This window comes from Bradyrhizobium murdochi (assembly GCF_000472965.1).
GTDB lineage: Bacteria > Pseudomonadota > Alphaproteobacteria > Rhizobiales > Xanthobacteraceae > Bradyrhizobium > Bradyrhizobium murdochi.
This window is the reverse complement of record NZ_AXAU01000015.1, coordinates 44,999-66,435: the sequence shown is the minus strand read 5'-3', so window position 1 is coordinate 66,435 and position 21,437 is coordinate 44,999. Positions and strand designations below refer to the sequence as shown.

Below are 21,437 nucleotides of genomic sequence, written 5' to 3'. Positions count from 1 at the left end.
TGTCTATCTGTGCCGCTAAATCATTAAGCGATGACTTAAAGAGCTAAAAATTCTCGTAAACAGGAAGTTAAAATTAACCTGTCGGGCAGACGGAACCCCCGCTTCTGACTGGATAAGAAGCGGGGGCTTTGCGCTTTGTCTTAACCTGTTTCTTTAACTCACCGCTCAAGCCGGGCCAAAAGGCTCGACGTATCCCAGCGCTTGCCGCCCATCTTCTCGACCTCGGCGTAGAACTGATCGACGAGGGCGGTCACTGGCAGGTTGGCGCCATTGCGGCGGGCCTCAGCGATGCAGATCGAGAGGTCCTTGCGCATCCATTCGACGGCGAAGCCGAAGTCGAACTTGCCGTCATTCATGGTCTTGTAGCGGTTCTCCATCTGCCAGGACTGCGCCGCGCCCTTGGAGATGGTCTCGATCACGGCCGCGACGTCGAGTCCGGACTTCTTGGCGAAGTGAATGCCTTCCGACAGGCCTTGGACGAGACCTGCAATGCAGATCTGATTGACCATTTTGGTGAGCTGTCCGGCGCCGGCGGGCCCGAGCAGTTTGCACATTCTCGCATAAGCGCCGGAAATGATTGGCTCGGCAGCGGCGTAGGCGTCTTCCTTCCCGCCGCACATCACCGTCAGCACGCCGTTTTCCGCACCCGCCTGGCCGCCGGACACCGGCGCGTCGATGAACTTGAAGCCCGCCTTAACGGCTGCAGCATCGAGCTCGCGGGCGACTTCGGCGGAGGCGGTAGTGTGGTCGACGAATACCGCGCCCTTTTTCATGCCGGCGAAGGCGCCATCGGTGCCGATCGTGACCGCGCGCAGGTCATTGTCGTTGCCGACGCAGCACATCACGAAATCCTGACCTTCCGCCGCGGCCTTCGGCGTCGGCGCGGTGCGCCCGCCGAACTTGTCCGCCCACTCCTTCGCCTTGGCCCCGGTCCGGTTGTACACGGTCACCTCGTGGCTGCCTTTTTTCGCCAGATGTCCTGCCATGGGGAAGCCCATTACGCCGAGACCGAGAAAAGCGACTTTAGCCATGTGTGTTACCTTGGAGTTTTCGCCGGCGACGTTGGGCCGGCCGGACGGTGTTTTTGGAGGAGCCGCACCATAACCACTGCGCAGGGGAGGGCAACGCCTTCGTTGGTGGGCGGAGCCGGATTCGTGCTAGGATAGGTTCCTCAAGAACCTCACAAAAAAGGGAGTGACATCGCATGGGCGTCAGCGTGGGCGTGCTCGACCATTTCAACATCCGGACCCGCAACCTTGCCGATACGGTCCGGTTCTATGAGGACATTCTGGGCCTGGAAAAGGGCGCCCGGCCGAACTTCGCATTTCCCGGGGCGTGGATGTACAGCGAGGGCAAGGCGGTGGTGCACCTCGTCGATATCTCCAAGACCGACGAGCCGCAGAAGCCCGATTCCGGCGTCGTCCACCATGTCGCGTTTGCCAGCTACGGCTTTGACGGCATGAAACGGCGGCTGGAACAGAAGGGCATGGCGTATGACTCCCGGCAGGTTCCGGGCGGTGACCTCTGGCAAATCTTCGTCAATGACCCCAATGGCGTGATGATCGAGCTGAATTACGAGGCGGCGAAGGAGCAGGCGGCTGCCGCCCCCGCGGAGCGGTGGGATGACGTAGGAGCGAGATAGCCTTTTGGGCTGAATCGCTCTATGGGTCGCATCGGACGAGCATGATCCGGAAAAGTGGGGACCGGTTTTCCTCGCGACAAACGCGGAATGCGTTTGCGCAGAGATCATGCTCCGGCGTATTGGAACGGGGCCCTACTTTCGGACTTGGTCCGGAGCAGGTCAGGTTCGCATCAAGAATGCGCGTCAAAACAAGCGAGTAGGGCCCGGTTCTCGCTCGGAACTGCAAGGGCTTCAGGAGACGCGAGTGAGCGTAACGCAGCAACAGGTTCTCGATGCCCTTAGCCGGGTGGCCTCGCCGCGCGGCGTGCCACTGACCAATGCCAACGTGCTATCGGCGATCTCGGTCACCGACGGCAAGGTGTTCTTCTCCATCAATGTCGACGCCGCCGAGGCTAGAGTCTGGGAAAGCGTGCGCGCGCAAGCCGAAGCTGCAGTGCGCGCGATCCCCGGCGTCAGCATGGCGATGATCGCGCTCACGGCCGAGCGCAAGCCCGGTGCTCCGCAGGCCGCGCCCGCGGCGCATCGGCATGCGCATGGCGTGCAACCCGCTTCCGCCCACCGGCCGCCGCAGGGCGCGGCGTCGCCGATGTCGAAGCAGGCGGAGATTCCTGGCGTTGCCGCCGTCATCGCGGTGGCCTCGGGCAAGGGCGGTGTCGGCAAGTCGACTACCGCGCTCAACCTTGCGCTTGGCCTGCGCGACCTCGGCCTGCGGGTCGGGCTGCTCGATGCCGACATTTACGGCCCCTCGGTGCCGCGGCTCTCCGGCATCAATGAGAAGCCGCAGCTCAACGACGATCGCAAGATGATTCCGATCAAGCGTTTTGGGCTTTCGATCATGTCGATCGGCTTCCTGGTCGAGGAAAACACTGCGATGATCTGGCGCGGGCCGATGGTGATGTCGGCGATCACCCAGATGCTGCGCGACGTGGCGTGGGGCACGCTCGATATTCTCGTCGTCGACATGCCGCCCGGTACGGGGGACGCGCAATTGACCCTGGCGCAGAACGTGCCGTTGAAGGGAGCGGTGATTATCTCAACCCCGCAGGACCTCTCCCTGATCGACGCGCGGCGGGGGCTTGCGATGTTCAAGAAGGTCAACGTGCCGGTGCTCGGCTTCATCGAGAACATGAGCTACTTCCAGTGTCCCGAGTGCGGCACGCGCTCGGACATTTTCGGCCATGGCGGCGCGCGCCATGAGGCGGAGCGGCTGGGTGTCCCATTCCTGGGCGAAATCCCGCTGCACATGTCGATTCGGACCACCTCGGACGAAGGTAATCCTGTGGTCGCGAGCCAGCCTGACGGCCCGCATGCCGCGGTCTACCGGGCCATCGGGACCAAAGTTCGCGACCAGCTTCAGGGCGCGATTGCCGCGGCCTGAAGTCGCCTTATTCGCGCCCATACGACTTTCGTTTAATCAGTGCAGTCATGCCTTTGTCGCGTTTTCTGGCGCGAACTTCCGTGTTAAAGCGCCCCCGCCAGAGCGCCCCGGATGCCATGGAATTCGTCCCGCCGGAGGAACGCTCGAGGAAATTTGGGGAACGACCCGAAGGAGAGCTTGAATGAAGCGTCGTGATTTTTTGAAGGTTTCAGCGGCCGGTGCTGCCGCGACAGCCGTTGCCTCGCCGGCGATCGCGCAATCGTCGCCTGAGATCAAATGGCGCCTGACGTCGAGCTTCCCGAAGTCGCTCGACACTATCTACGGCGGTGCCGAGCACCTGGCGAAGCAGGTCGCCGAAATGACCGATAACAAATTCCAGATCCAGGTCTTCCAGGCCGGCGAGCTGGTTCCGGGTCTGCAGGCACTCGACGCGACCTCCAAGAACACCGTCGAGATGTGCCACACGGTTTCGTACTATTACGTCGGCAAGGATCCGACCTTTGCGATCTTTTCGGCCGTGCCGTTCGGCCTCAATGCGCGCCAGCAGAACTCTTGGTTGGCGCAAGGCGGCGGTAACGACCTCGCCAATGAGTTCTTCAAGAAGTCCGGCGTGATCGGCTTCCCCTGCGGCAATACCGGCACGCAGATGGGTGGCTGGTTCCGCAAGGAGATCAAGACGGTTGCCGATCTGTCGGGCCTCAAGATGCGCATCGGCGGCATCGCTGGCCAGGTCCTGCAGAAGGTTGGCGTGGTGCCGCAGCAGATCGCCGGCGGCGATATCTATCCGGCGCTCGAAAAGGGCACCATCGATGCCGCCGAGTGGGTCGGTCCGTATGACGACGAAAAGCTCGGCTTCCAGAAGGTCGCGAAGTTCTACTACTACCCCGGCTTCTGGGAGGGCGGCCCGACGGTCCACGCCTTCGCCAATCTCGAGAAGTGGAATGAACTGCCGAAGAGCTACCAGGGCATTCTCACCAACGCGGCGGCGAACACCAATGCCTGGATGAATCAGCGCTACGACATGCTGAACCCCGCGGCACTGAAGCGCCTTGTCGCCAGCGGCACGCAGCTTCGTCCCTTCACCAACGAAGTGCTGGAAGCTTGCCTGAAGTCGACCAACGAATTGTGGGCCGAAATTTCCGGCAAGAACGCGGACTTCAAGAAGGCCATCGACGCAATGCAGGCCTATCGCTCCGACCAGTATCTGTGGTGGCAGGTCGCCGAGTATACCTATGACAGCTTCATGATCCGTTCGCGCACGCGCGGCTGATCTGACCCGCACACCTGTCCCAAAAGCTTACAAGAAAGCCCGGCCTTCGCAGGAAGGTCGGGCTTTTTTGCGTTTGCATCCAATTGCTTATGGAATTTGGCGGCCGGATGCTTCATGCTCGGTTCCAAGCCTCGACACGAAGGCTGATCGGCACAACCAAAGGGATGAAATATGAAGCGAAGAGACTTTCTCAAAGTAACCGGCTTGGGTGCGGCAGGGGCTGCAACGATCGCAGCGCCCGCGATTGCGCAGGGCTTGCCCGAAATCAAGTGGCGCATGCCGACGAGCTGGCCGAAGTCCTTGGACACGCTCTATGGCGGTGCCGAATTGATGGCCAAGATGGTCGGCGAAGCCACCGACAACAAGTTCCAGATCCAGACATTTGCCGGCGGTGAAATCGTCCCCGGCCTGCAGGTTCTCGACGCCGTGCAGAACGGCACCGTCGAGATCGGCCATACCGCGTCATACTACTATTTCGGCAAGGATCCGACCTTCACCTTCGGCTCCGCGGTGCCGTTCGGGCCGAATATGCGTCTCAACCAGGCTTGGTACATGCTTGGCGGCGGCAGGGATCTGCTCAACGAATTCTACAAGAAGTACAACGTGACCTCGCTGCTCGCAGGCAATACCGGCGCGCAGATGGGCGGTTGGTACCGCAAGGAGATCAAGACGCCGGACGACCTTAAGGGGCTGAAGTTGCGCATCGGCGGCTTTGCCGGTCGCGCGCTGCAGAAGCTTGGCGTCGTCCCGCAGCAGATCGCCGGCGGTGACATTTACCCGGCGCTCGAAAAGGGCACCATCGATGCCGCGGAGTGGGTCGGCCCCTACGACGACGAGAAGCTCGGCTTCGCGAAGGTTGCCCCCAACTACTATTATCCCGGCTGGTGGGAAGGCGGCCCGATGCTGCTGGCCTTCGTCAATCTCGACAAGTGGAATGCCTTGCCGAAATACTATCAGTCGGTTCTCGAGCAAGCCGGCCACTACGCCAACAACTGGATGATGGCGAAGTACGATCAGGCTAATCCGCCCGCGTTGCGCAAGCTGATCGCAGCCGGCGCCAAGCTGCGCCCGTTCCCGGCGCCTGTGATGGAAGCCTGTTACAAGGCGGCGAAGGAATTGCACAGCGAAGTCGCGGCCGGTAACGCCGATTTCAAGAAGGTGTATGAATCGCTGACGTCATTCTCGAACAACGGCTATTCATGGTTCCAGGTGGCCGAACTCGGATACGACGGCTTCATGGCGCGTCACTCGCAGGGCTGATTTCGTCGAACCTGCGCGAAGCAAACAAAACCCCGGAGCGAAAGCTCCGGGGTTCTTTATTTGGGGGAAGCGGATGATTTGAGCCGGGGCGCTATTGTTTGGGCTGCCCGAAATCGAGCGGCGGCAATTCGATCTGCGGCACCTCGATCTTGATCGAGTTCGGATCAATCGTCGACGCCGCGCCCTTGTAGTGCATCACCATCGCCGGGAACATGATGACCAGCACCACCATGATGACCTGGATGACGACGAACGGCACCGCGCCCCAATAGATCTGGCCGGTCGTCACAGGATCCATGCGCTTGCCGGTGACGCGGTCGATATAGGATTCCTTTGGCGCCACCGAGCGCAGATAGAACAGCGCGAATCCGAACGGCGGGTGCATGAACGACGTCTGCATGTTGACGCCGAGAATGACGCCGAACCAGATCAGGTCGATGCCGAGCTTTTCAGCCGCGGGTCCGAGCAGCGGAATGATGATGAAGGCCAGTTCGAAGAAGTCGAGGAAGAAGGCCAGGACGAAGACGAGGGCGTTGACGAAAAGGAGGAAACCGATCTGTCCGCCGGGCAGGGAGGTCAAGAGATGCTCGACCCAGATGTGGCCATTCACGCCGTAGAAGGTCAGCGAGAAAACGCGCGCGCCGATCAGGATGAAGATCACGAAGGCCGACAGTTTGGCCGTCGATTCCGTCGCTTGCCGGATCAGATCCCAGCTCAGCCGGCGCTTGGCGGCGCCGAGAATAAGTGCGCCGGCTGCGCCCATCGCGCCGCCTTCGGTCGGTGTAGCGACACCGATGAAGATGGTGCCGAGCACCAGGAAGATCAGGAATAGCGGCGGTACCATCACGAACGTGGTTTGCTGCGCCATTGCCGAGAGAAAGCGGAAGCCGGAGACCTTGTGGATCAACCAGTTCACCACAGCCACGAAGAAGGCGAATAGGATGCCATAGAACATGCTGAGCACGACGTAATCGGCACCGCGCGCTTCCGAAGAGCGCATCATGAACCAGCCGAATACGCAACTGACAATGAAGAGGACACCGAGCGACCAAAGTCCGCGGCTGCCATTGGGCTCACGGAAACCGACCGCCTCCGCTGGCAGACCCGGAGCAGCCTTGGGAAAGATCATGCTTACCAGGAACGCGTAGCCGGCATACAGGCCGGCAAGCACCATTCCCGGGACGAACGCGCCCTCGTACATGTCGCCGACCGACTTGCCGAGCTGGTCGGCCATCACGATCAGGACGAGTGAGGGAGGAATGATCTGCGCTAGCGTACCGGAAGCGGCGATGACGCCGGAGGCCATCCTTCGGTCGTAGCCATAGCGCAACATGATCGGCAGCGAGATAAGGCCCATCGAGATGACGGAAGCGGCAACGACACCTGTGGTCGCCGCCAGCAACGCGCCGACGAAAATGACGGCATAGGCGAGGCCGCCGCGGATCGTGCCGAACAATTGTCCGATGGTATCGAGCAGATCCTCGGCCATGCCCGACCGTTCGAGCACCAGTCCCATGAACGTGAAGAACGGAATGGCGAGCAGCGTGTCGTTGTTCATCACGCCGTAGACGCGCTCAGGCAGCGCTTGCAGGAAGTCCGGGCGGAACTCGCCAAGCTCGATGCCGACAAAGGCGAAGATCAGTCCAACCGCGCCGAGCGAAAATGCCGCCGGATAGCCCAGCAGCAGGATAATCACCAGTGACGCGAACATGATCGGCGCCATGTTGGCGATGAGAAAAGCAGTCATCTAGTCCCCCTGAGAGCGCGCCCGACGATCAGCGTTTTTCGATCGCCTCGACGAGGTGCTCGACCTCGGCTTCGAGAGCATGCATCTGCGATGCGTGTGGATCTGGAATCAGGCCGCGCATCACGGCGATTCGCTTGATCAGTTCGGAAATGCCCTGAGCGAACAGGAACACGAACCCGATGATGATCAGCGATTTGGCCGGCCATTGCGGCAGGCCACCGGCATTGCCGGACTGCTCGTTGATTTCAACCGAGCGCATGAAGAACGGACCGCCGGTGATGATCATCACGATGCAGAGTGGCATCAGGAAAAATACGTGGCCGATGATGTCGACGATATCCCGCCAGCGCTTGGAAAACAGGTTGTTTACGATATCGATGCGGATGTGCTCGTTGTCGAGCATCGTCCACGGCGAGCACAGCAGAAAGACAACGCCGAACAGCACCCACTGCAGTTCCAGCCAGGAATTTGACGACACGTCGAAAGTCTTGCGCACGATCGCGTTGGTGGCCGAGATGAGCACGGCTATCAGAATGAGCCACGCCAGGCGTTTGCCCGTCCAACGCGTGAACGCGTCGATTCCCCGGCTCAATTTCAAGAGCGATTGCAACGATTACCCTCCCAGACTGACCTCTGCTGTCTTGACCGCGCGGTTAGGCGCAGCCGGCTTATCCTGCCGAGCTAGCATGAAGCCGATGCACCAAACCAGCGCTCGTTGCCGCCGTCAATCGGAAGTTTGTTGATATTGAAGGGGAATATTTCGTCTGCGGAACACCATTGCGTCTTGGCCCAGGCGGCAGGCCGTAGGCGCGACTTCGTCAACGAGTCATTGTTTTCAGGGGTAGTTTCTACTGCTGCTTGAGCGGACCTAAATCCAGCGGCGGCAATTCGATCTGCGGAACCTCAATTCTGATCTTGCTGAGATCCTCCGCGCTCACCGGCTTGTCCAGCAACGCGGTAACGGTCCAGGGAAAAGCGATCACTAGCACAACCATGATGACCTGCAGGCCGATCCAGGGAATCGCTCCCCAGTAGATGTCGGAACTCTTGACCTCCTTGGGCGCCACGCCACGCAGGTAAAACAGCGCAAACCCGAACGGCGGATGCAGGAACGACGTCTGCATGTTGACGCACAGCATCACGCCGAACCAGATCAGCGCCGCATCCGCGCCGACCACTGGCGCCAGCACCTTTTGCGCAATCGGCGCAACCATCGGCAGGATGATGAAGGCGATTTCGAAGAAGTCGAGGATGAACGCCAGGAAAAAGATGAACAGGTTGATGAAGATCAGGAAGCCCCAGACCCCGCCGGGTACCGAGGTCAGCATGTGCTCCAGCCAGACGCCGCCGGAGACGCCGAGGAACACCACGGAAAAGCAGGTCGAACCGATCAGGATGAACACCACCATCGAGGTGAGGCGCATCGTCGACTGATAGCCCTGACGGATGAGGTCGCGGAGGTCGGGGATGCGCACGGCTTCCAGACAAATCCAGATCACGCCGAGATAGGTGATTGCGAAGGCGATCTTGAAGAGAAAGCTGCCCGTGTAGAGGATTCCGAGAATCGTTCCGACGCCTGCGGCGACGATGCCGATCAGCAGAACCTTGTTGCCGGCGGCGCTGAATTCCTTGTGGTGTATTGCGGCAAGCACGACGGCGCCAACGGCGCCCATCGCGCCGGCTTCGGTCGGTGTCGCCAGGCCCAGCATCATGGTGCCGAGCACGACGAAGATCAGCACCGCCGAGGGGATGATTCCCATCAGGCATTTTCGCCACAACGGCCAGCCGGTCAGCGTCAACGCCGACTTCGGCACCGGCGGCACGTGGTCCGGCTTGATGATGCCGAGAAGAAAGGTGTAGCCGGCGAACAGCGCGATCTGGAACAGCGACGGCCCCCAGGCGCCGAGATACATGTCGCCGACCGACTTGCCGAGCTGGTCGGCCAATACGATCAGCACCAGCGACGGTGGCACGAGCTGGGTGATGGTGCCCGAGGCCGCCAGCACGCCGGTGATGTAGCGCATATTGTAGCCATAGCGGATCATCACCGGCATCGAGATCAGTGCCATGGCGATCACCTGGGCCGCCACCGTGCCGGTTATCGCGCCGAGAATGAAGCCAACGATGATGACGGAGTAGCCTAGTCCACCGCGCACCGGGCCGAACAACTGGCCCATCGAATCCAGCATGTCTTCGGCCAGGCCGCATCGTTCGAGGACGGCTCCCATGAACGTGAAGAAAGGGATCGCCAGCAGCAATTCGTTGGCCAGCACGCTGCCGAAGATGCGGCCTGGAATCGCCTGCATGAAGCTGAAGTCGAAAAAGCCGAGATGGATCGCGAGAAAGCCAAACGAGAATCCGACCGCCGCCAGCGTGAATGCGACGGGAAAGCCGATCAGCATCGCCAGAATAAGTCCGCCGAACATCAGCGGCGGCATCATTTCCAGCGTGATCATTGCACCGGTCTTTCGTACCTGGCATCGATGGTCACGAGATTCTGCAGCGCGGCGACGCGCTTGATGACCTCGGAGACGCCCTGCAGTGCGAGCATCACGAAACCTGCGGGCACGACGAGCTTGATCGGCCAGCGCAACAGGCCTCCAGCGTTGCTGGATTCCTCGCCGACGGCGTAGGCCTGCAGGAAGAACGGCCAGGACAGCCAGGTCAGCAGCAGGCAGGCCGGGATCAGGAAGCACAGCGTTCCGATCAGGTCGAGCCAGAGCTGGCCGCGTTCAGAGAGCATCAAATAGAAGATTTCGACGCGAACATGCTCGTTGCGCTTAAAGGTGTAGGAGGCGCCGAACATCACGAAGATGGCGAACATGTACCACTGCAGTTCGAGCCAGCCGTTGGAGCTATAGCCGAACGCGCAGCGGATCATCGCATTGCCGGCGCTGACCGTGCACGCTGCGAGGACCAGAAAGTTGCAGAGATTGCCGATCTTTTCGTTGAGCAGATCGATGCCGGCACTGAGCGCTAACAACGGCCGCATCATACCTGCCCAGGCGGTGGCCACGACGCCATCGCCGATGTCGCGATCGATGGCATCGATCGTCCTCCCCCTTCTTGCGCTTCCGCCGTCTTCGCCGCTCCGTTTAGGTGCGTGGCCTGTCCAGCCATGCTGGCGTGAAGCAGCCGCACCATTCCAGCGTGCTGCAACAGCGTCAATCGGAAAATGCGTCGGACTATAGGGGTTGCGGTAGCTAGAGCCCGGTACTGATTCAATCAGAACCGAAAAGATCTAACCGCCGGTCACGCTCATGTGGCGCGAGACGCTCGGGCGATTATGCCGGCGGTCGATGATGAAGTCGTGGCCCTTCGGTTTCAACCCGATGGCGCGATCAATCGTTGCCGAGACCAGGTCGTCGTCGGCGGACGCGCGCAACGGCTTGCGCAAATCGGAGGCATCCTCATGGCCGAGGCAGGTGTGCAACGTGCCGGTGCAGGTGATCCGTACGCGGTTGCAGGACTCGCAGAAATTATGCGTCATCGGCGTGATGAAGCCGAGCTTGCCGCCGGTCTCAGTGACGCGGACGTATCGGGCGGGGCCGCCGGTGTTGTCGTCGAGATCGGTGAGCGTATAGTGCTGCGCAAGGCGGGCACGGAGCAGCGACAGCGGCACATACTGGTCGATCCGCCCTTCGCCGATGTCGCCCATCGGCATGACTTCGATCAGCGTCAACGCCATGCCCTTGCCGTGCGCCCATTCCATCAGCGAGGGGATCTCTTCCTCGTTCATGTTCTTCAGCGCCACCGCATTGATCTTGACCGCAAGCCCTGCGTCCCGCGCAGCCTCGATGCCGGCCAAAACCTGGTCGAGATCGCCCCAGCGCGTGATGGCGCGGAACTTTGCGGGATCAAGCGTGTCGAGCGAGACGTTGACGCGGCGCACGCCGCAGTCGCGCAGTTCAGCCGCAAAGCGCGCCAGTTGCGAGCCGTTGGTGGTCAGCGTCAGCTCATCGAGCGCGCCGGTTCCAAGATGCCGCGACAGCGAGCGCACCAGCGACATCACGTTGCGCCGGACCAGCGGCTCGCCGCCGGTGAGGCGGATCTTGCGCACGCCCTTGGCGATGAAGGCCGAGCACAGCCGGTCGAGTTCCTCCAGCGTCAGGAGATCCTTCTTCGGCAGGAACGTCATGTCCTCGGACATGCAGTAGAAGCAGCGCAGGTCGCAGCGATCGGTGACCGACACGCGCAGATACCGGATGGTCCGGCCGAAGGGATCGACCATCGGACGTATCAGATGATCGGGTGACGGGAAGCCGCTCATTCAAACTGCCTCTAAAGGGCCGCACGCTGGTTCGCTAGCATAATCTAGGCACCTTGTAAGGCGCCTACAATCGCAACCTCTCAGAGGGGGCCGCGGGACAGGGCGGACCTGGCGCGTGGCGGTCCAATAATTTATGCAAAATCAAGCAGTTAAATCCGTAAAGCGACGGCTGAGGCCATCCACGGCGGCCGGTAATTCGCGCATATGCCCGATCAGCCGGTCAGGCTTGAGCTGGGCGATCGGAACGTCGGTGTAGCCGAATTCGACCCCGATCACGGGAACGCCGGCCCGCCTGGCGACGCCGACGTCAGGTCCCGCGTCACCCACCATGATGGTCGCACCGATATCCCCGCCGGCGCGCGCCACCGTTTGCTGCAGGATCACGGGGTCGGGCTTGGCGACGCCGAACGTGTCGGCGCCGCAGATCGCGGCGAATCGTCCACTCAATCCCAGTTCGTCGAGCAGCCGCTTCGACAGCCATTCCAGCTTGTTGGTGCAGACCGCAAAACGACAGCCCTGCGCCTCGAGATCGTCGAGGGCAGCCTCCAGACCCTCGAAGGGGCGCGATTCCACTGCGATATGGGCGCCGTAATAATCGACAAAATCCCTGGTGAGACGGTCGATGTCGTCGGTGCTTGTCGCACGGCCCTCCAGCTCCAGCCCACGTTCGATCAGCTTGCGGGCGCCCGCGCCGATCATGTTGCGCGCGGCGCGCAGCGGCACCGGCGGCAATCCTTCGCGATCAAGCACGAAATTGAGGGCGGCGATCAAGTCGGGCGCGGTGTCGACCAGTGTGCCGTCGAGATCGAAGACTACAGTGCGGGGAAGGCTCATCCGGAATTCGCTAGCGGCAGGCGCGCCTTCATGCAAGTGCAGCCCCGACACAGCGGACAACCTATTTCTGGCAATTTAGACGGGCCGCGGCGCTGTTCCCAAAGCCAAAACGACGCTAGACATGCGCCCGCGGATCAGCGGATTCTGGGAGCATCGTCAGCGTGGATATGGATGGACTTAAGCGGCAAGCGGCGGCACGGGCGCTGGAGCACGTGCAGGATGGCATGAAGCTCGGGCTCGGCACCGGTTCGACCGCCAGGCACTTTGTCGAACTGCTCGGCGAGAGGGTTGCCGGCGGGATGAAGGTGATCGGCGTGCCGACCTCGGAAGCGACCCGCGCCCAGGCCGAAGCCTGCAAAATTCCGCTGACCACGCTCGATGAAGTCGACCGGCTCGACCTCACCATCGATGGCGCCGACGAGGTCGATCCCGCCCTCAACCTGATCAAGGGTGGCGGTGGGGCGCTGCTCCGGGAGAAGATCGTGGCAGCGGCATCCGATCGCATGATCGTGATTGCCGACGATACCAAATGGGTCGATGTTCTCGGCCGCTTCCCCCTACCTGTAGAGGTGATTCCGTTCGGGTTGGCCGCCACCCAGCGGGCCATGGCCGCGGCATTTGCCCAAAGCGGCGTTTCCGGGCAAATGGGGCTCCGCAAGGGCAAGGACGGCCACGTTTTTGTCACCGATGGCGGCCACTGGATTATCGATGCCCATCTCGGGCGCATCGCCGATGCGCCGCGTCTGGCGGGCCTGTTGAGCCTGATCCCGGGTGTCGTCGAACACGGGTTGTTCATTGGCCTGGCCAGCACCGCCGTCCTGGCAGGTGCCCAGGGAATTCGCGTAGTTGAGCGGCGGTAACGCCGGTAATCGAGGAGAATTGGAATGAAGAGGCTTTCACGGATTTTGTCGGCGGCCGGCCTTGCGGTGGGGCTGGCCCTGACCGGCGCTCCGGCCGGCGCGCAGCAGAAGAACGCGCCCGCGGCGCCTGCGACCGCGCCACTCAAGCCCGGTTCACCGGCGGCGATCGCCGCCGCCAAGGAAATCCTGGCGATGAAGAACGCGGCGGCGATGTACGCCAATGCCGTTCCCAATCTCGTCGAGCAGACCAAGAACGTGCTGATGCAGAGCAATCTGAACTATCAGAAGGATCTCAACGAAGTCGCGGTGATCGTGGCCAAGAATCTCGCCGGCCGCGAAAAGGAGATCGGCGAAGGCATGGCGCAGGTCTACGCCAATGAGTTCACCGAGCAGGAGTTGAAGGACCTCGTGACCTTCTACAAGTCGCCGCTCGGCCAGAAGCTGCTCGCGAACGAGCCCCGCGCCATTCAGTTCAGCATGTCCTACATGAACCAGTGGGCACAGCAATTTGCTGAAGTCATCAACGGCCAGTTCCGCGCCGAGATGAAGAAGCGCGGCAAGGATATATGATCTTCAAGCGAAGCATGTCCTCGGACTTGATCCGAGGGTGGACTTCCGGTTCGCATGAAGAAAACGCGTCAGATATAAGAGAGCAAACGGGCGACTTCGGGCGGGGTTGAGATGGCTAAGTTCGACGTCGATCTGTTCGTCATCGGTGGTGGTTCGGGCGGCGTTCGCGCCGCCCGCATCGCTGCCGGCCATGGCGCAAAGGTCATGGTTGCCGAAGAATACCGGATGGGCGGCACCTGCGTGATCCGCGGCTGCGTGCCCAAAAAGCTGTTCGTGCTCGGCTCGCACGTCCGCCACGAGATCGAGGACGCAAAAGGCTTCGGCTGGACCATTGCCGAACCCTCCTTTGATTGGCCGACGCTGGTCGCCAACAAGGACAAGGAGATCGCCCGCCTCGAAGGCATCTATGCCGCCAATGTCGAGAAATCAGGCGCGCGCATTGTCAAGACGCGCGCGGTATTGGAAGACGCCCACACGCTGCGCCTGTTGACCGGCGAAACGGTCACCGCAAAATACATCCTGATCGCGACCGGCGGCGCGCCCAACCATGGGCGGGAGATCCCCGGCATCGAGCACGTGATTTCCTCCAACGAGGCGTTTCACCTCACCGAACTGCCGAAGCGCATCGTGATCCAGGGCGGCGGCTATATCGCGCTGGAATTCGCCGGCATCTTTGCCGGCTTCGGCTCCGACGTGACCGTGATCTATCGCGGCGACAACATTCTGCGCGGTTTCGATGAGGACGTCCGCAAGCACGTGCGCGCCGAGATGGAGAAGCAGGGGATTACGATCATCACCGGCTGCACCATCGATAAAGTGGACAAGCACGGCAACGAGTACACCGCGCATCTATCCAGCGGTTCGAGCATCGCCTCGGAGAAGGTGATGTTCGCGATCGGCCGCCACCCGAACGTCGCCAATCTCGGGCTCGAGAAGGCCGGCGTCGTCATCAATCCCGCCAATGGCGGCATCGCCGTCGACGAGTGGTCGAAGACGTCGGTCGACAACATTTATGCGATCGGCGACGTCACCCATCGCCTCAATCTGACGCCGGTCGCGATCCGAGAGGGCCATGCCTTCGCCGACACCGTGTTCGGCAAGCGGCCGGTAGCGGTCGACCACGCCACCATTCCGACGGCGGTGTTCTCGCAGCCCGAGATCGGCACCGTCGGCCTGACCGAAGCGCAGGCGCGCGCGCAAGTAAGCCATGTCGACATCTACAAGGCCGATTTCCGCCCGATCAAAGCGACGATGTCCGGCCGCGACACCCGCATGCTGATGAAGCTCGTGGTCGACGGCACGACGGACCGCGTGCTGGGCTGTCACATCGTCGGCGACACCGCCGCCGAGATCGTCCAGGCGGTCGCGATCGCCGTAAAGATGAAAGCGACCAAAGCCGATTTCGACGCGACAATCGCGCTGCATCCTACAGCGGCCGAGGAACTGGTGACCATGCGGACGCCGACGGCACGGTATGTGAGGCAGGCGGCGGAGTAGGCAGAATCGTGGGATGGGTTGAGCCCTTGCGAAACCCATCATCTGCTGCGCAACGCGAAGGATGGGGTATCGCTTCCGCCTACGCTCGTTGAGCTACGGCGGACAAGTCGCTCCACCCGTCCTACGGGCTCGGACTACCGACATCCGCCGCATTCTGATAACGGCGTCATTCAGTATTCAAGAACAGAGGTAGGCGAACAATGATTGAGCAGATCGGTATCGTAGGCGCAGGCACGATGGGCAACGGGATCGCGCAGGTGTGCGCGGCGGCGGGCCTTCCGGTGGTCATGACCGATATTTCCGATGCAGCGCTCACCCGCGGCATGTCTGTGGTCGCCAACAGCCTGGAGCGCCTCGTCAACAAGCAGAAGATGACCGACGCCGACCGCCAGGCGGCGCTGGCGCGGATTACGACGACCACGGACACGGCGAAGTTTTCCACCTGCGATCTCGTGATCGAGGCGGCGACCGAGAATGAAGAGCTGAAGGTCAAGATACTGAAGGACCTTTGCCCAAAACTGCGGCCGCAGGCGCTGCTCGCGACCAACACGTCCTCGATCTCGATCACGAAACTCGCGGCGGCGACCGACCGGCCGGACCGTTTCATCGGCATGCACTTCTTCAATCCGGTGCCGTTGATGGCGCTGCTGGAATTGATCCGGGGCTTGCAAACCTCCGACGATACCCATGCCAAGGCGGAAGCCTTTGCAAAGCGGATCGGCAAGGTGTCGATCACCGCGAAGAACAGCCCGGGTTTTGCGGTCAACCGCATCCTCTGCCCGATGATCAACGAGGCGATCTTCGCGTTGCAGGAGGGACTGGCGACGGCGGAAGACCTCGATGCCGGCATGAAGCTCGGCTGCAACCATCCGATCGGCCCGCTGGCGCTCGCCGACATGATCGGCCTCGACACCATGCTGTCGGTGATGGAGGTGTTCTACCAGGGCTTCAACGACCCGAAATACCGCCCGGCGCCGCTCTTGAAGGAAATGGTCGCCGCCGGTCATCTCGGCCGCAAGACCGGGCAGGGGTTTTATAGTTACGGGAAGTGAGAGGTGTAGGATGGGTAGAGCGTAAGCGAAACCCATCATTCTTTGCGCGGAGGGGTGATGGGTATCGCTTCGCTCCACCCATCCTACGTACTCGACGAAGTCATTTCGGATCGGGCTCGACAAGACCCTTGGCCGGATTCTCCAGCTTCCCCGCCCGCGCCAACTTCACTGCATTCCCCAGCGCGCGTGCTGCGTTGCGTACCTCATTGTGGAATTCGCGGTCCTCATCCAGCGCTTGATGCGAGGTGGCGTAGGGCTCCATGTAGCCGATATAGCCCTCGGCTTCGGCAGTGCGGCCAGCCGAGATCAGCGCCATGTCGGTCAGCCAGTCCGACAGCGAGCGGCGCAGCGTTTCCGCGCCTCCGCTGTCACCGTGAATCACAAGCCCGAAATATCGGCCGGCCAGATGCCGCGGATAGGGCCATCCCTTCAGTTCGAGCGCCTTGGCCTGGTCGGCGTGTTTGCCGTGTGTCGAGGTCGGATCGGGATTGCCGCCATCGGCGCAGACCAGGCGATCCATCATCGCCTTCAGCGGTGTCGGCGCGTGATACCAGTTCACCGGCGCCACGATCAGGATGCCGTGCGCTGCCACCCAGAGCGGATAGATTTCGTTCATCCAGTCGTCGGTCTGGCCGAGCGAATAGTTCGGATAGCAACTGCAGGGCCAGTGGCAGAGCGGCATCGCGGTGGCGACGCAGGATTTGCAGGGATGAATCTGCCGGCCATATTCCGACGTTAGCCGCGACAGATCCAGGATGTCGACCGCACATCCCATTTCGACCAGCACCGGCTCGGCGAGCTTGACCAGCCGCCACGTCTTGGATGTCTCGCCGGGGCAGGTATGCTCGCTTCGCGCCGAGCCGTTGATGACGAGGATGCGCGGCTGCGCAGCAGCATCGTCGTGGCGCCGCTGCGCTTCGAGAATTGCCTCGCGTGCGGCCAGCCAGTCCACCGCGATTTCGTACTCGGGATCGGCGAAGCCGGCGCCCGCCTTGCGCGTCAGCGGGGCTTTGCGGGAATGGCTATAGGCGTCCCATGCCGCCGCGACGATGGCGTCGAGCTCGCGCTGCAGCGGCTGGAAGACCGGATCGACGAAGCGGCCGCGATAGCGCCTCTCGAATTCCTCGCGTGGCAATTTGACGGGCGGCATTTCCTTGCGAACGTCCGGCGCCGCCATGGATCGATCCTTTCGCACGACGATGGCTGCCGTCTCAACGTTGCAGCCGGAGCGGCGGTTCCGGGGCGTGACCGGAGCATCTAGTCCGGACGCCACATCTCGAACAGTTCCGCGGCGCTGACCAGCTCGATCTGCTCGTTGAACCGTGTCCGGTACATGGTCATCAGCGCATCATGGCCGGTGTCCGAGGAACTGCAGAGCGCATCCTGCACGATGATGACGCGGAAGCCGAGATCGACCGCGCCGAGCACCGTGGCAAGCACGCAGACATCGGTCTCCGCGCCTGACACCACCACCGTGCCGACATGCCGCTCGACGAGGAGATGACCGAGCCGCGATCCGAAGAACGCCGAATAGGCGGGCTTGTCGACGACCAGAGCCGGCGGCGAATATCGTGCTAGGGCCGGTACGATATCGAGCGCGCCGGGTGCGAGATGGCCGCGCGTCGCGCGCTCCCATTTGGTGAAGTAGACGCGCCACTGGCCGCGACGGTCTTCCGGCCGCTCGGGTGTGATGAAGCGCGTAAATACCGTCCGCTCCTGATATCGTGCGGCGATCTGCGAGATCACCGGCAATACTTTTTCCATCCATGGCGTTTCCCACACGCCGCCTTTGGCAAAGATGTTCTGCATATCGATGCACAGATGTGCGGCGTCGCGAATTCCTTCCATGGCTGGCCTCTCGCCTCATTGAGAAGGCTAATTCGGAAAATGGGAGCTGGTTTCAACAGCCGGCGGGGAACGTCCGGCCTTGCCGAGCATGTGTAAAGTCGCGACCGAGGTTCGGCGATAGCCGAGGGTGAACGGAACTCCCGCCTTTGTGCCACGTTGCATTCGTGGTTGATGGCGCGTGGTGGGAGAAGGCCATGGCTTACTTTTCCAGAGGACAGGATACGATCGAGCGGAGCGGCAAGATACTGGCGGATGTCGTATGTGCCTTGCTCCTGTTGGCCTTCGCAATTGCGTACTTCGGCTGGCTAGGCGGCGCGGTTGCGTTTCTCATCGTTGAAGGCGGGCTGCTGGCGGTCGAATACGTCTTGCCCCGCGACGAAGGTGACGCGGCCGCCGTGGTGAGGTGAGCGCCGGCCGCTACGCGTATGCGCGGTCTCAGCGCCGATGGCCGTCCCTGCGTAGAGGGGATTATTCATGCCTGTGAAGGTCGATGCCGACGATCTGACAGCAACGGTGCGCTACGCGTTGGAGACCACGCGCGCCACGGCAGCATGCCCTTTCCATTGGGATGTGATTGTTCGCGTCGGCGATGACGCCGCCGAGAGTCATGCGTTCGAGCGCGCAAGAAGAATGGTCAGGAGCGATGGCACCCATTGGCCGGTGGAAGCTGTCAGGAGCGAGCTCTCGCGTCAGCTTGGTGAGGCCGCGGACGGCCAATGTCCTCGGTGCGAGGGCTGATGGTGAATTATGCGCGGCCCGCCTGGATCCATTCCGCGGCCCCGCGCCACAGCGTGTCGCGATGCTCGGGCCGGAAAAATCCCATATGCCCGATCTTGCTCACGCCGGTATCCGCAGGCCTCACCGTGATGATCTCAGGCGCGGTCGAGGTAAATCCCGAACACAACAATTCGACCGCCGGCCGCGTTGCCCAGGGATCGTCGGACATGCAGAGCGCACGCAACGCGCCCTGATATTTCGGGAAATTCTGCACGGCTTCGAGCTTGGCATCGTCGAACAGGTAGCGCGGGCTCATCACCCAGCGGACCCATTGCAGGAATGCATCCTTCGGCAGATCCATGCCGAGGCCGGCCTTGCCGGGCATGTAGCCGAGCGCGCGGGTCAAGGGAGCGCCGACGAAATTCAGCAGGGCGTAGACGCGGTATCGCTCCGGCGCCGTCATCAGCTTCCAGTAGCCGGCTTGTGCGGCGATCAGGAGTGCGCGCGAAATCTCCGAATTGTTCGGCAATAGGCCGAGCGCCTGCCCGCCGAACGAATGCCCGACATAGGCGAAGGGCAGCGCCTTGTAACGCTCCCGCATCCAGGCGACCGCTGCGGTGATGTCCTGGGCTGCCCAGTCCGACATCGAGGCCTTGAAGCCGACCAGCGATTTCGGCCTGATGGAGCCGGGCAGCGCCTGCGGCCTGGAGTCGCCGGTGCCGCGATAGTCGTAGGTCAGAACCGCGCATCCGCGGTGGGCGAGATAGCTGGCAAAACCGCGGTAAAGCTTGCGGGGAACGGCGGTTGCCGAATTGACCAGGACCGCGTGGCGCTTGGCCCCGCGGGGCAGAAACAGCGTCGCGGCAAGGGGATATCCATCCGTCGCGGGCACCGTGATGTCGTCGCTAAATACGTCGTCCAGCCCCGGCTCGGCCACCGTGTTCTCCTGCCAGCTTTGCGAGCGGCCATAACAAATGCGAATTCGGATTTCGCCGCAAGAGCTTGTCAGGACTACTGGAAATCTAACTGGCGGTCGGCCCGCGGCCTGTGTATAACCCGGCCTTCGTAACCTAAGTTGCGGTTTTTGCTCAGGAGTTAACGTCATGTCCGAGCGGTGGACGCCCGATAGCTGGCGCACCAAGCCTGTGCTGCAGGTCCCCGATTATCCCGATGCCAAGGCATTGGCCGACGTCGAGGCACAGCTTGCTACGTTTCCGCCGCTGGTGTTCGCCGGCGAGGCCCGTAACCTGAAGAAGGCGCTCGCCCGCGTCGCGGCTGGCGAGGCCTTCCTGCTGCAGGGCGGCGATTGCGCCGAGAGCTTTGCTGAGCACGGCGCCAACAACATCCGCGACTTCTTCCGCGTGCTGCTGCAAATGGCCGTGGTCCTGACCTATGCCGGCGCGCTGCCGGTGGTGAAGGTCGGCCGCATCGCCGGGCAGTTCGCAAAACCGCGCTCGTCGAACACGGAGAAGGTTGGCGGCGTCGAGCTGCCGAGCTACCGCGGCGACATCATCAACGACATCGCCTTCACCCCGGAAGCGCGCATCCCCGATCCGCAACGCCAGATGATGGCGTACCGGCAGTCGGCGGCGACGCTGAACCTGCTACGCGCATTCGCGACCGGCGGCTTTGCCAATCTCGGCAGCGTGCACCAGTGGATGCTGGGCTTCCTCAAGGATTCCCCGCAGTCACGCCGGTACAAGGAGCTGGCGGATCGTATTTCGGACGCGCTGAACTTCATGCGCGCCTGTGGGCTGGATCTCGAAAGCCATCCCGAACTGCGCGCCACCGATTTCTACACCAGCCACGAGGCGCTGCTGCTCGGCTACGAGCAGGCGCTGACCCGGGTGGATTCCACCACCGGCGACTGGTACGCCACTTCAGGCCACATGATCTGGATCGGCGACCGCACCCGCCAGCTCGATCACGGCCATGTCGAATATTTCCGCGGCATCAAGAATCCGATCGGCCTGAAATGCGGCCCCTCGCTGAAGCCGGATGAGTTGCTCAAGCTGATCGATATCCTCAATCCCGACAACGAGCCGGGGCGGCTGACGCTGATCAACCGCTTCGGCTCCGACAAGGTAGGCGATCATCTCGCGCCGCTGATCCGCGCCGTGCAGCGGGAAGGGCGGGTTGTGGTCTGGTCTTGCGATCCCATGCACGGCAATACCATCACCTCGACATCAGGCTACAAGACCCGTCCGTTCGACCGGGTGCTGTCGGAAGTGAAGTCGTTCTTCGCGATCCACGCGGCGGAAGGCACCCATGCCGGCGGCGTGCATCTGGAGATGACCGGCCAGGACGTCACCGAATGTATCGGCGGCGCGCGCGCCATCACCGACGAGGACCTCAACGACCGCTACCACACGGTCTGCGATCCCCGCCTCAATGCCGAACAGTCGATCGATATGGCTTTTCTGATTGCCGAACTGCTGAAGCAGGAACGCGCCGGGAAAGCTCAGCCGATGCCGGCCGCAGCGGGACTTTGA

Annotated in this window: 20 protein-coding genes and 1 pseudogene; 11 read left to right on the top strand and 10 right to left on the bottom strand. The window is 62.0% G+C overall.

Features of this window, described 5'->3' with window-relative positions; all coding sequences use genetic code 11:
- Positions 1-158 precede the first annotated feature (158 nt).
- A pseudogene (locus YUO_RS0125380) lies at positions 159-1,037 on the bottom strand (NAD(P)-dependent oxidoreductase); the annotation flags it as partial.
- Between the two features lie 167 nt (positions 1,038-1,204).
- Here YUO_RS0125380 and YUO_RS0125375 point away from each other — a divergent pair.
- The 4 genes from YUO_RS0125375 (at position 1,205) to YUO_RS0125360 (ending at position 5,550) form a co-directional block, all read left to right on the top strand.
- Positions 1,205-1,642 carry a VOC family protein gene (locus YUO_RS0125375; RefSeq protein ID WP_028349801.1) on the top strand — a complete coding sequence of 146 codons (438 nt, stop codon included), beginning with the start codon at positions 1,205-1,207 and terminating at the stop codon, positions 1,640-1,642.
- A gap of 244 nt (positions 1,643-1,886) precedes the next feature.
- On the top strand, positions 1,887-3,020 hold the full coding sequence (locus YUO_RS0125370) for an Mrp/NBP35 family ATP-binding protein (RefSeq protein WP_028349800.1): 1,134 nt from the start codon (positions 1,887-1,889) through the stop codon (positions 3,018-3,020).
- Positions 3,021-3,201: 181 nt separating this feature from the next.
- The gene (locus tag YUO_RS0125365) at positions 3,202-4,290 is read left to right on the top strand and encodes a TRAP transporter substrate-binding protein (RefSeq protein WP_028349799.1); all 1,089 of its coding nucleotides are present in this window, start codon (positions 3,202-3,204) and stop codon (positions 4,288-4,290) included.
- 171 nt (positions 4,291-4,461) lie between these two features.
- Positions 4,462-5,550 carry a TRAP transporter substrate-binding protein gene (locus YUO_RS0125360; protein WP_028349798.1) on the top strand — a complete coding sequence of 363 codons (1,089 nt, stop codon included), beginning with the start codon at positions 4,462-4,464 and terminating at the stop codon, positions 5,548-5,550.
- Between the two features lie 91 nt (positions 5,551-5,641).
- Here the strand turns inward: YUO_RS0125360 and YUO_RS0125355 are convergent, their stop codons facing one another.
- The 6 genes from YUO_RS0125355 to YUO_RS0125330 form a co-directional block, all read right to left on the bottom strand.
- Entirely contained in the window at positions 5,642-7,297 is a 1,656-nt protein-coding gene (locus YUO_RS0125355) for a TRAP transporter large permease (protein WP_028349797.1), read from the bottom strand.
- A gap of 28 nt (positions 7,298-7,325) precedes the next feature.
- Positions 7,326-7,907, bottom strand: a complete 582-nt coding sequence (locus YUO_RS0125350; RefSeq protein WP_028349796.1) for a TRAP transporter small permease subunit — start codon at positions 7,905-7,907, stop codon at positions 7,326-7,328.
- 238 nt (positions 7,908-8,145) lie between these two features.
- Positions 8,146-9,753, bottom strand: coding sequence for a TRAP transporter large permease (locus tag YUO_RS0125345; RefSeq protein ID WP_028349795.1), 1,608 nt, complete (start codon positions 9,751-9,753; stop codon positions 8,146-8,148).
- On the bottom strand, positions 9,750-10,289 hold the full coding sequence (locus YUO_RS0125340) for a TRAP transporter small permease subunit (RefSeq protein WP_028349794.1): 540 nt from the start codon (positions 10,287-10,289) through the stop codon (positions 9,750-9,752). The genes YUO_RS0125345 and YUO_RS0125340 overlap by 4 nt, the downstream gene beginning before the upstream one ends.
- A 249-nt stretch (positions 10,290-10,538) precedes the next feature.
- Positions 10,539-11,567, bottom strand: a complete 1,029-nt coding sequence (moaA, locus tag YUO_RS0125335) for a GTP 3',8-cyclase MoaA (protein ID WP_028349793.1) — start codon at positions 11,565-11,567, stop codon at positions 10,539-10,541.
- Between the two features lie 141 nt (positions 11,568-11,708).
- Positions 11,709-12,401, bottom strand: a complete 693-nt coding sequence (locus YUO_RS0125330) for an HAD hydrolase-like protein (protein WP_028349792.1) — start codon at positions 12,399-12,401, stop codon at positions 11,709-11,711.
- Positions 12,402-12,562: 161 nt separating this feature from the next.
- Here YUO_RS0125330 and rpiA point away from each other — a divergent pair, with 161 nt between their 5' ends.
- From rpiA to YUO_RS0125310, 4 genes are all read left to right on the top strand, one after another.
- A complete protein-coding gene (rpiA, locus tag YUO_RS0125325; protein WP_028349791.1) occupies positions 12,563-13,261 on the top strand; it encodes a ribose-5-phosphate isomerase RpiA in 699 nt (232 codons plus the stop codon).
- Positions 13,262-13,285: 24 nt separating this feature from the next.
- Positions 13,286-13,831 carry a DUF2059 domain-containing protein gene (locus YUO_RS0125320; RefSeq protein WP_028349790.1) on the top strand — a complete coding sequence of 182 codons (546 nt, stop codon included), beginning with the start codon at positions 13,286-13,288 and terminating at the stop codon, positions 13,829-13,831.
- A 111-nt stretch (positions 13,832-13,942) separates the two neighbouring features.
- A complete protein-coding gene (gor, locus tag YUO_RS0125315) occupies positions 13,943-15,328 on the top strand; it encodes a glutathione-disulfide reductase (RefSeq protein WP_028349789.1) in 1,386 nt (461 codons plus the stop codon).
- Positions 15,329-15,528: 200 nt separating this feature from the next.
- Complete coding sequence (locus YUO_RS0125310; RefSeq protein ID WP_028349788.1) at positions 15,529-16,380, top strand: 3-hydroxybutyryl-CoA dehydrogenase; 852 nt, start codon at positions 15,529-15,531, stop codon at positions 16,378-16,380.
- Between the two features lie 100 nt (positions 16,381-16,480).
- Here YUO_RS0125310 and YUO_RS0125305 read toward each other — a convergent pair whose 3' ends face one another.
- Positions 16,481-17,557: a flavodoxin family protein gene (locus tag YUO_RS0125305; RefSeq protein WP_028349787.1), complete on the bottom strand. Its 1,077-nt coding sequence runs from the start codon at positions 17,555-17,557 to the stop codon at positions 16,481-16,483.
- 80 nt (positions 17,558-17,637) lie between these two features.
- Entirely contained in the window at positions 17,638-18,228 is a 591-nt protein-coding gene (locus tag YUO_RS0125300; RefSeq protein WP_028349786.1) for a cysteine hydrolase family protein, read from the bottom strand.
- A 194-nt stretch (positions 18,229-18,422) separates the two neighbouring features.
- Between YUO_RS0125300 and YUO_RS0125295 the strand changes: the two genes are divergently transcribed.
- Both YUO_RS0125295 and YUO_RS0125290 read left to right on the top strand, forming a co-directional pair.
- Entirely contained in the window at positions 18,423-18,635 is a 213-nt protein-coding gene (locus tag YUO_RS0125295; protein ID WP_028349785.1) for a hypothetical protein, read from the top strand.
- Between the two features lie 67 nt (positions 18,636-18,702).
- Positions 18,703-18,966: a hypothetical protein gene (locus YUO_RS0125290; RefSeq protein ID WP_028349784.1), complete on the top strand. Its 264-nt coding sequence runs from the start codon at positions 18,703-18,705 to the stop codon at positions 18,964-18,966.
- 7 nt (positions 18,967-18,973) lie between these two features.
- Here YUO_RS0125290 and YUO_RS0125285 read toward each other — a convergent pair whose 3' ends face one another.
- Positions 18,974-19,882, bottom strand: coding sequence for an alpha/beta hydrolase family protein (locus YUO_RS0125285; RefSeq protein WP_028349783.1), 909 nt, complete (start codon positions 19,880-19,882; stop codon positions 18,974-18,976).
- Between the two features lie 166 nt (positions 19,883-20,048).
- Here YUO_RS0125285 and YUO_RS0125280 point away from each other — a divergent pair, with 166 nt between their 5' ends.
- Positions 20,049-21,437, top strand: coding sequence for a class II 3-deoxy-7-phosphoheptulonate synthase (locus YUO_RS0125280; RefSeq protein WP_028349782.1), 1,389 nt, complete (start codon positions 20,049-20,051; stop codon positions 21,435-21,437).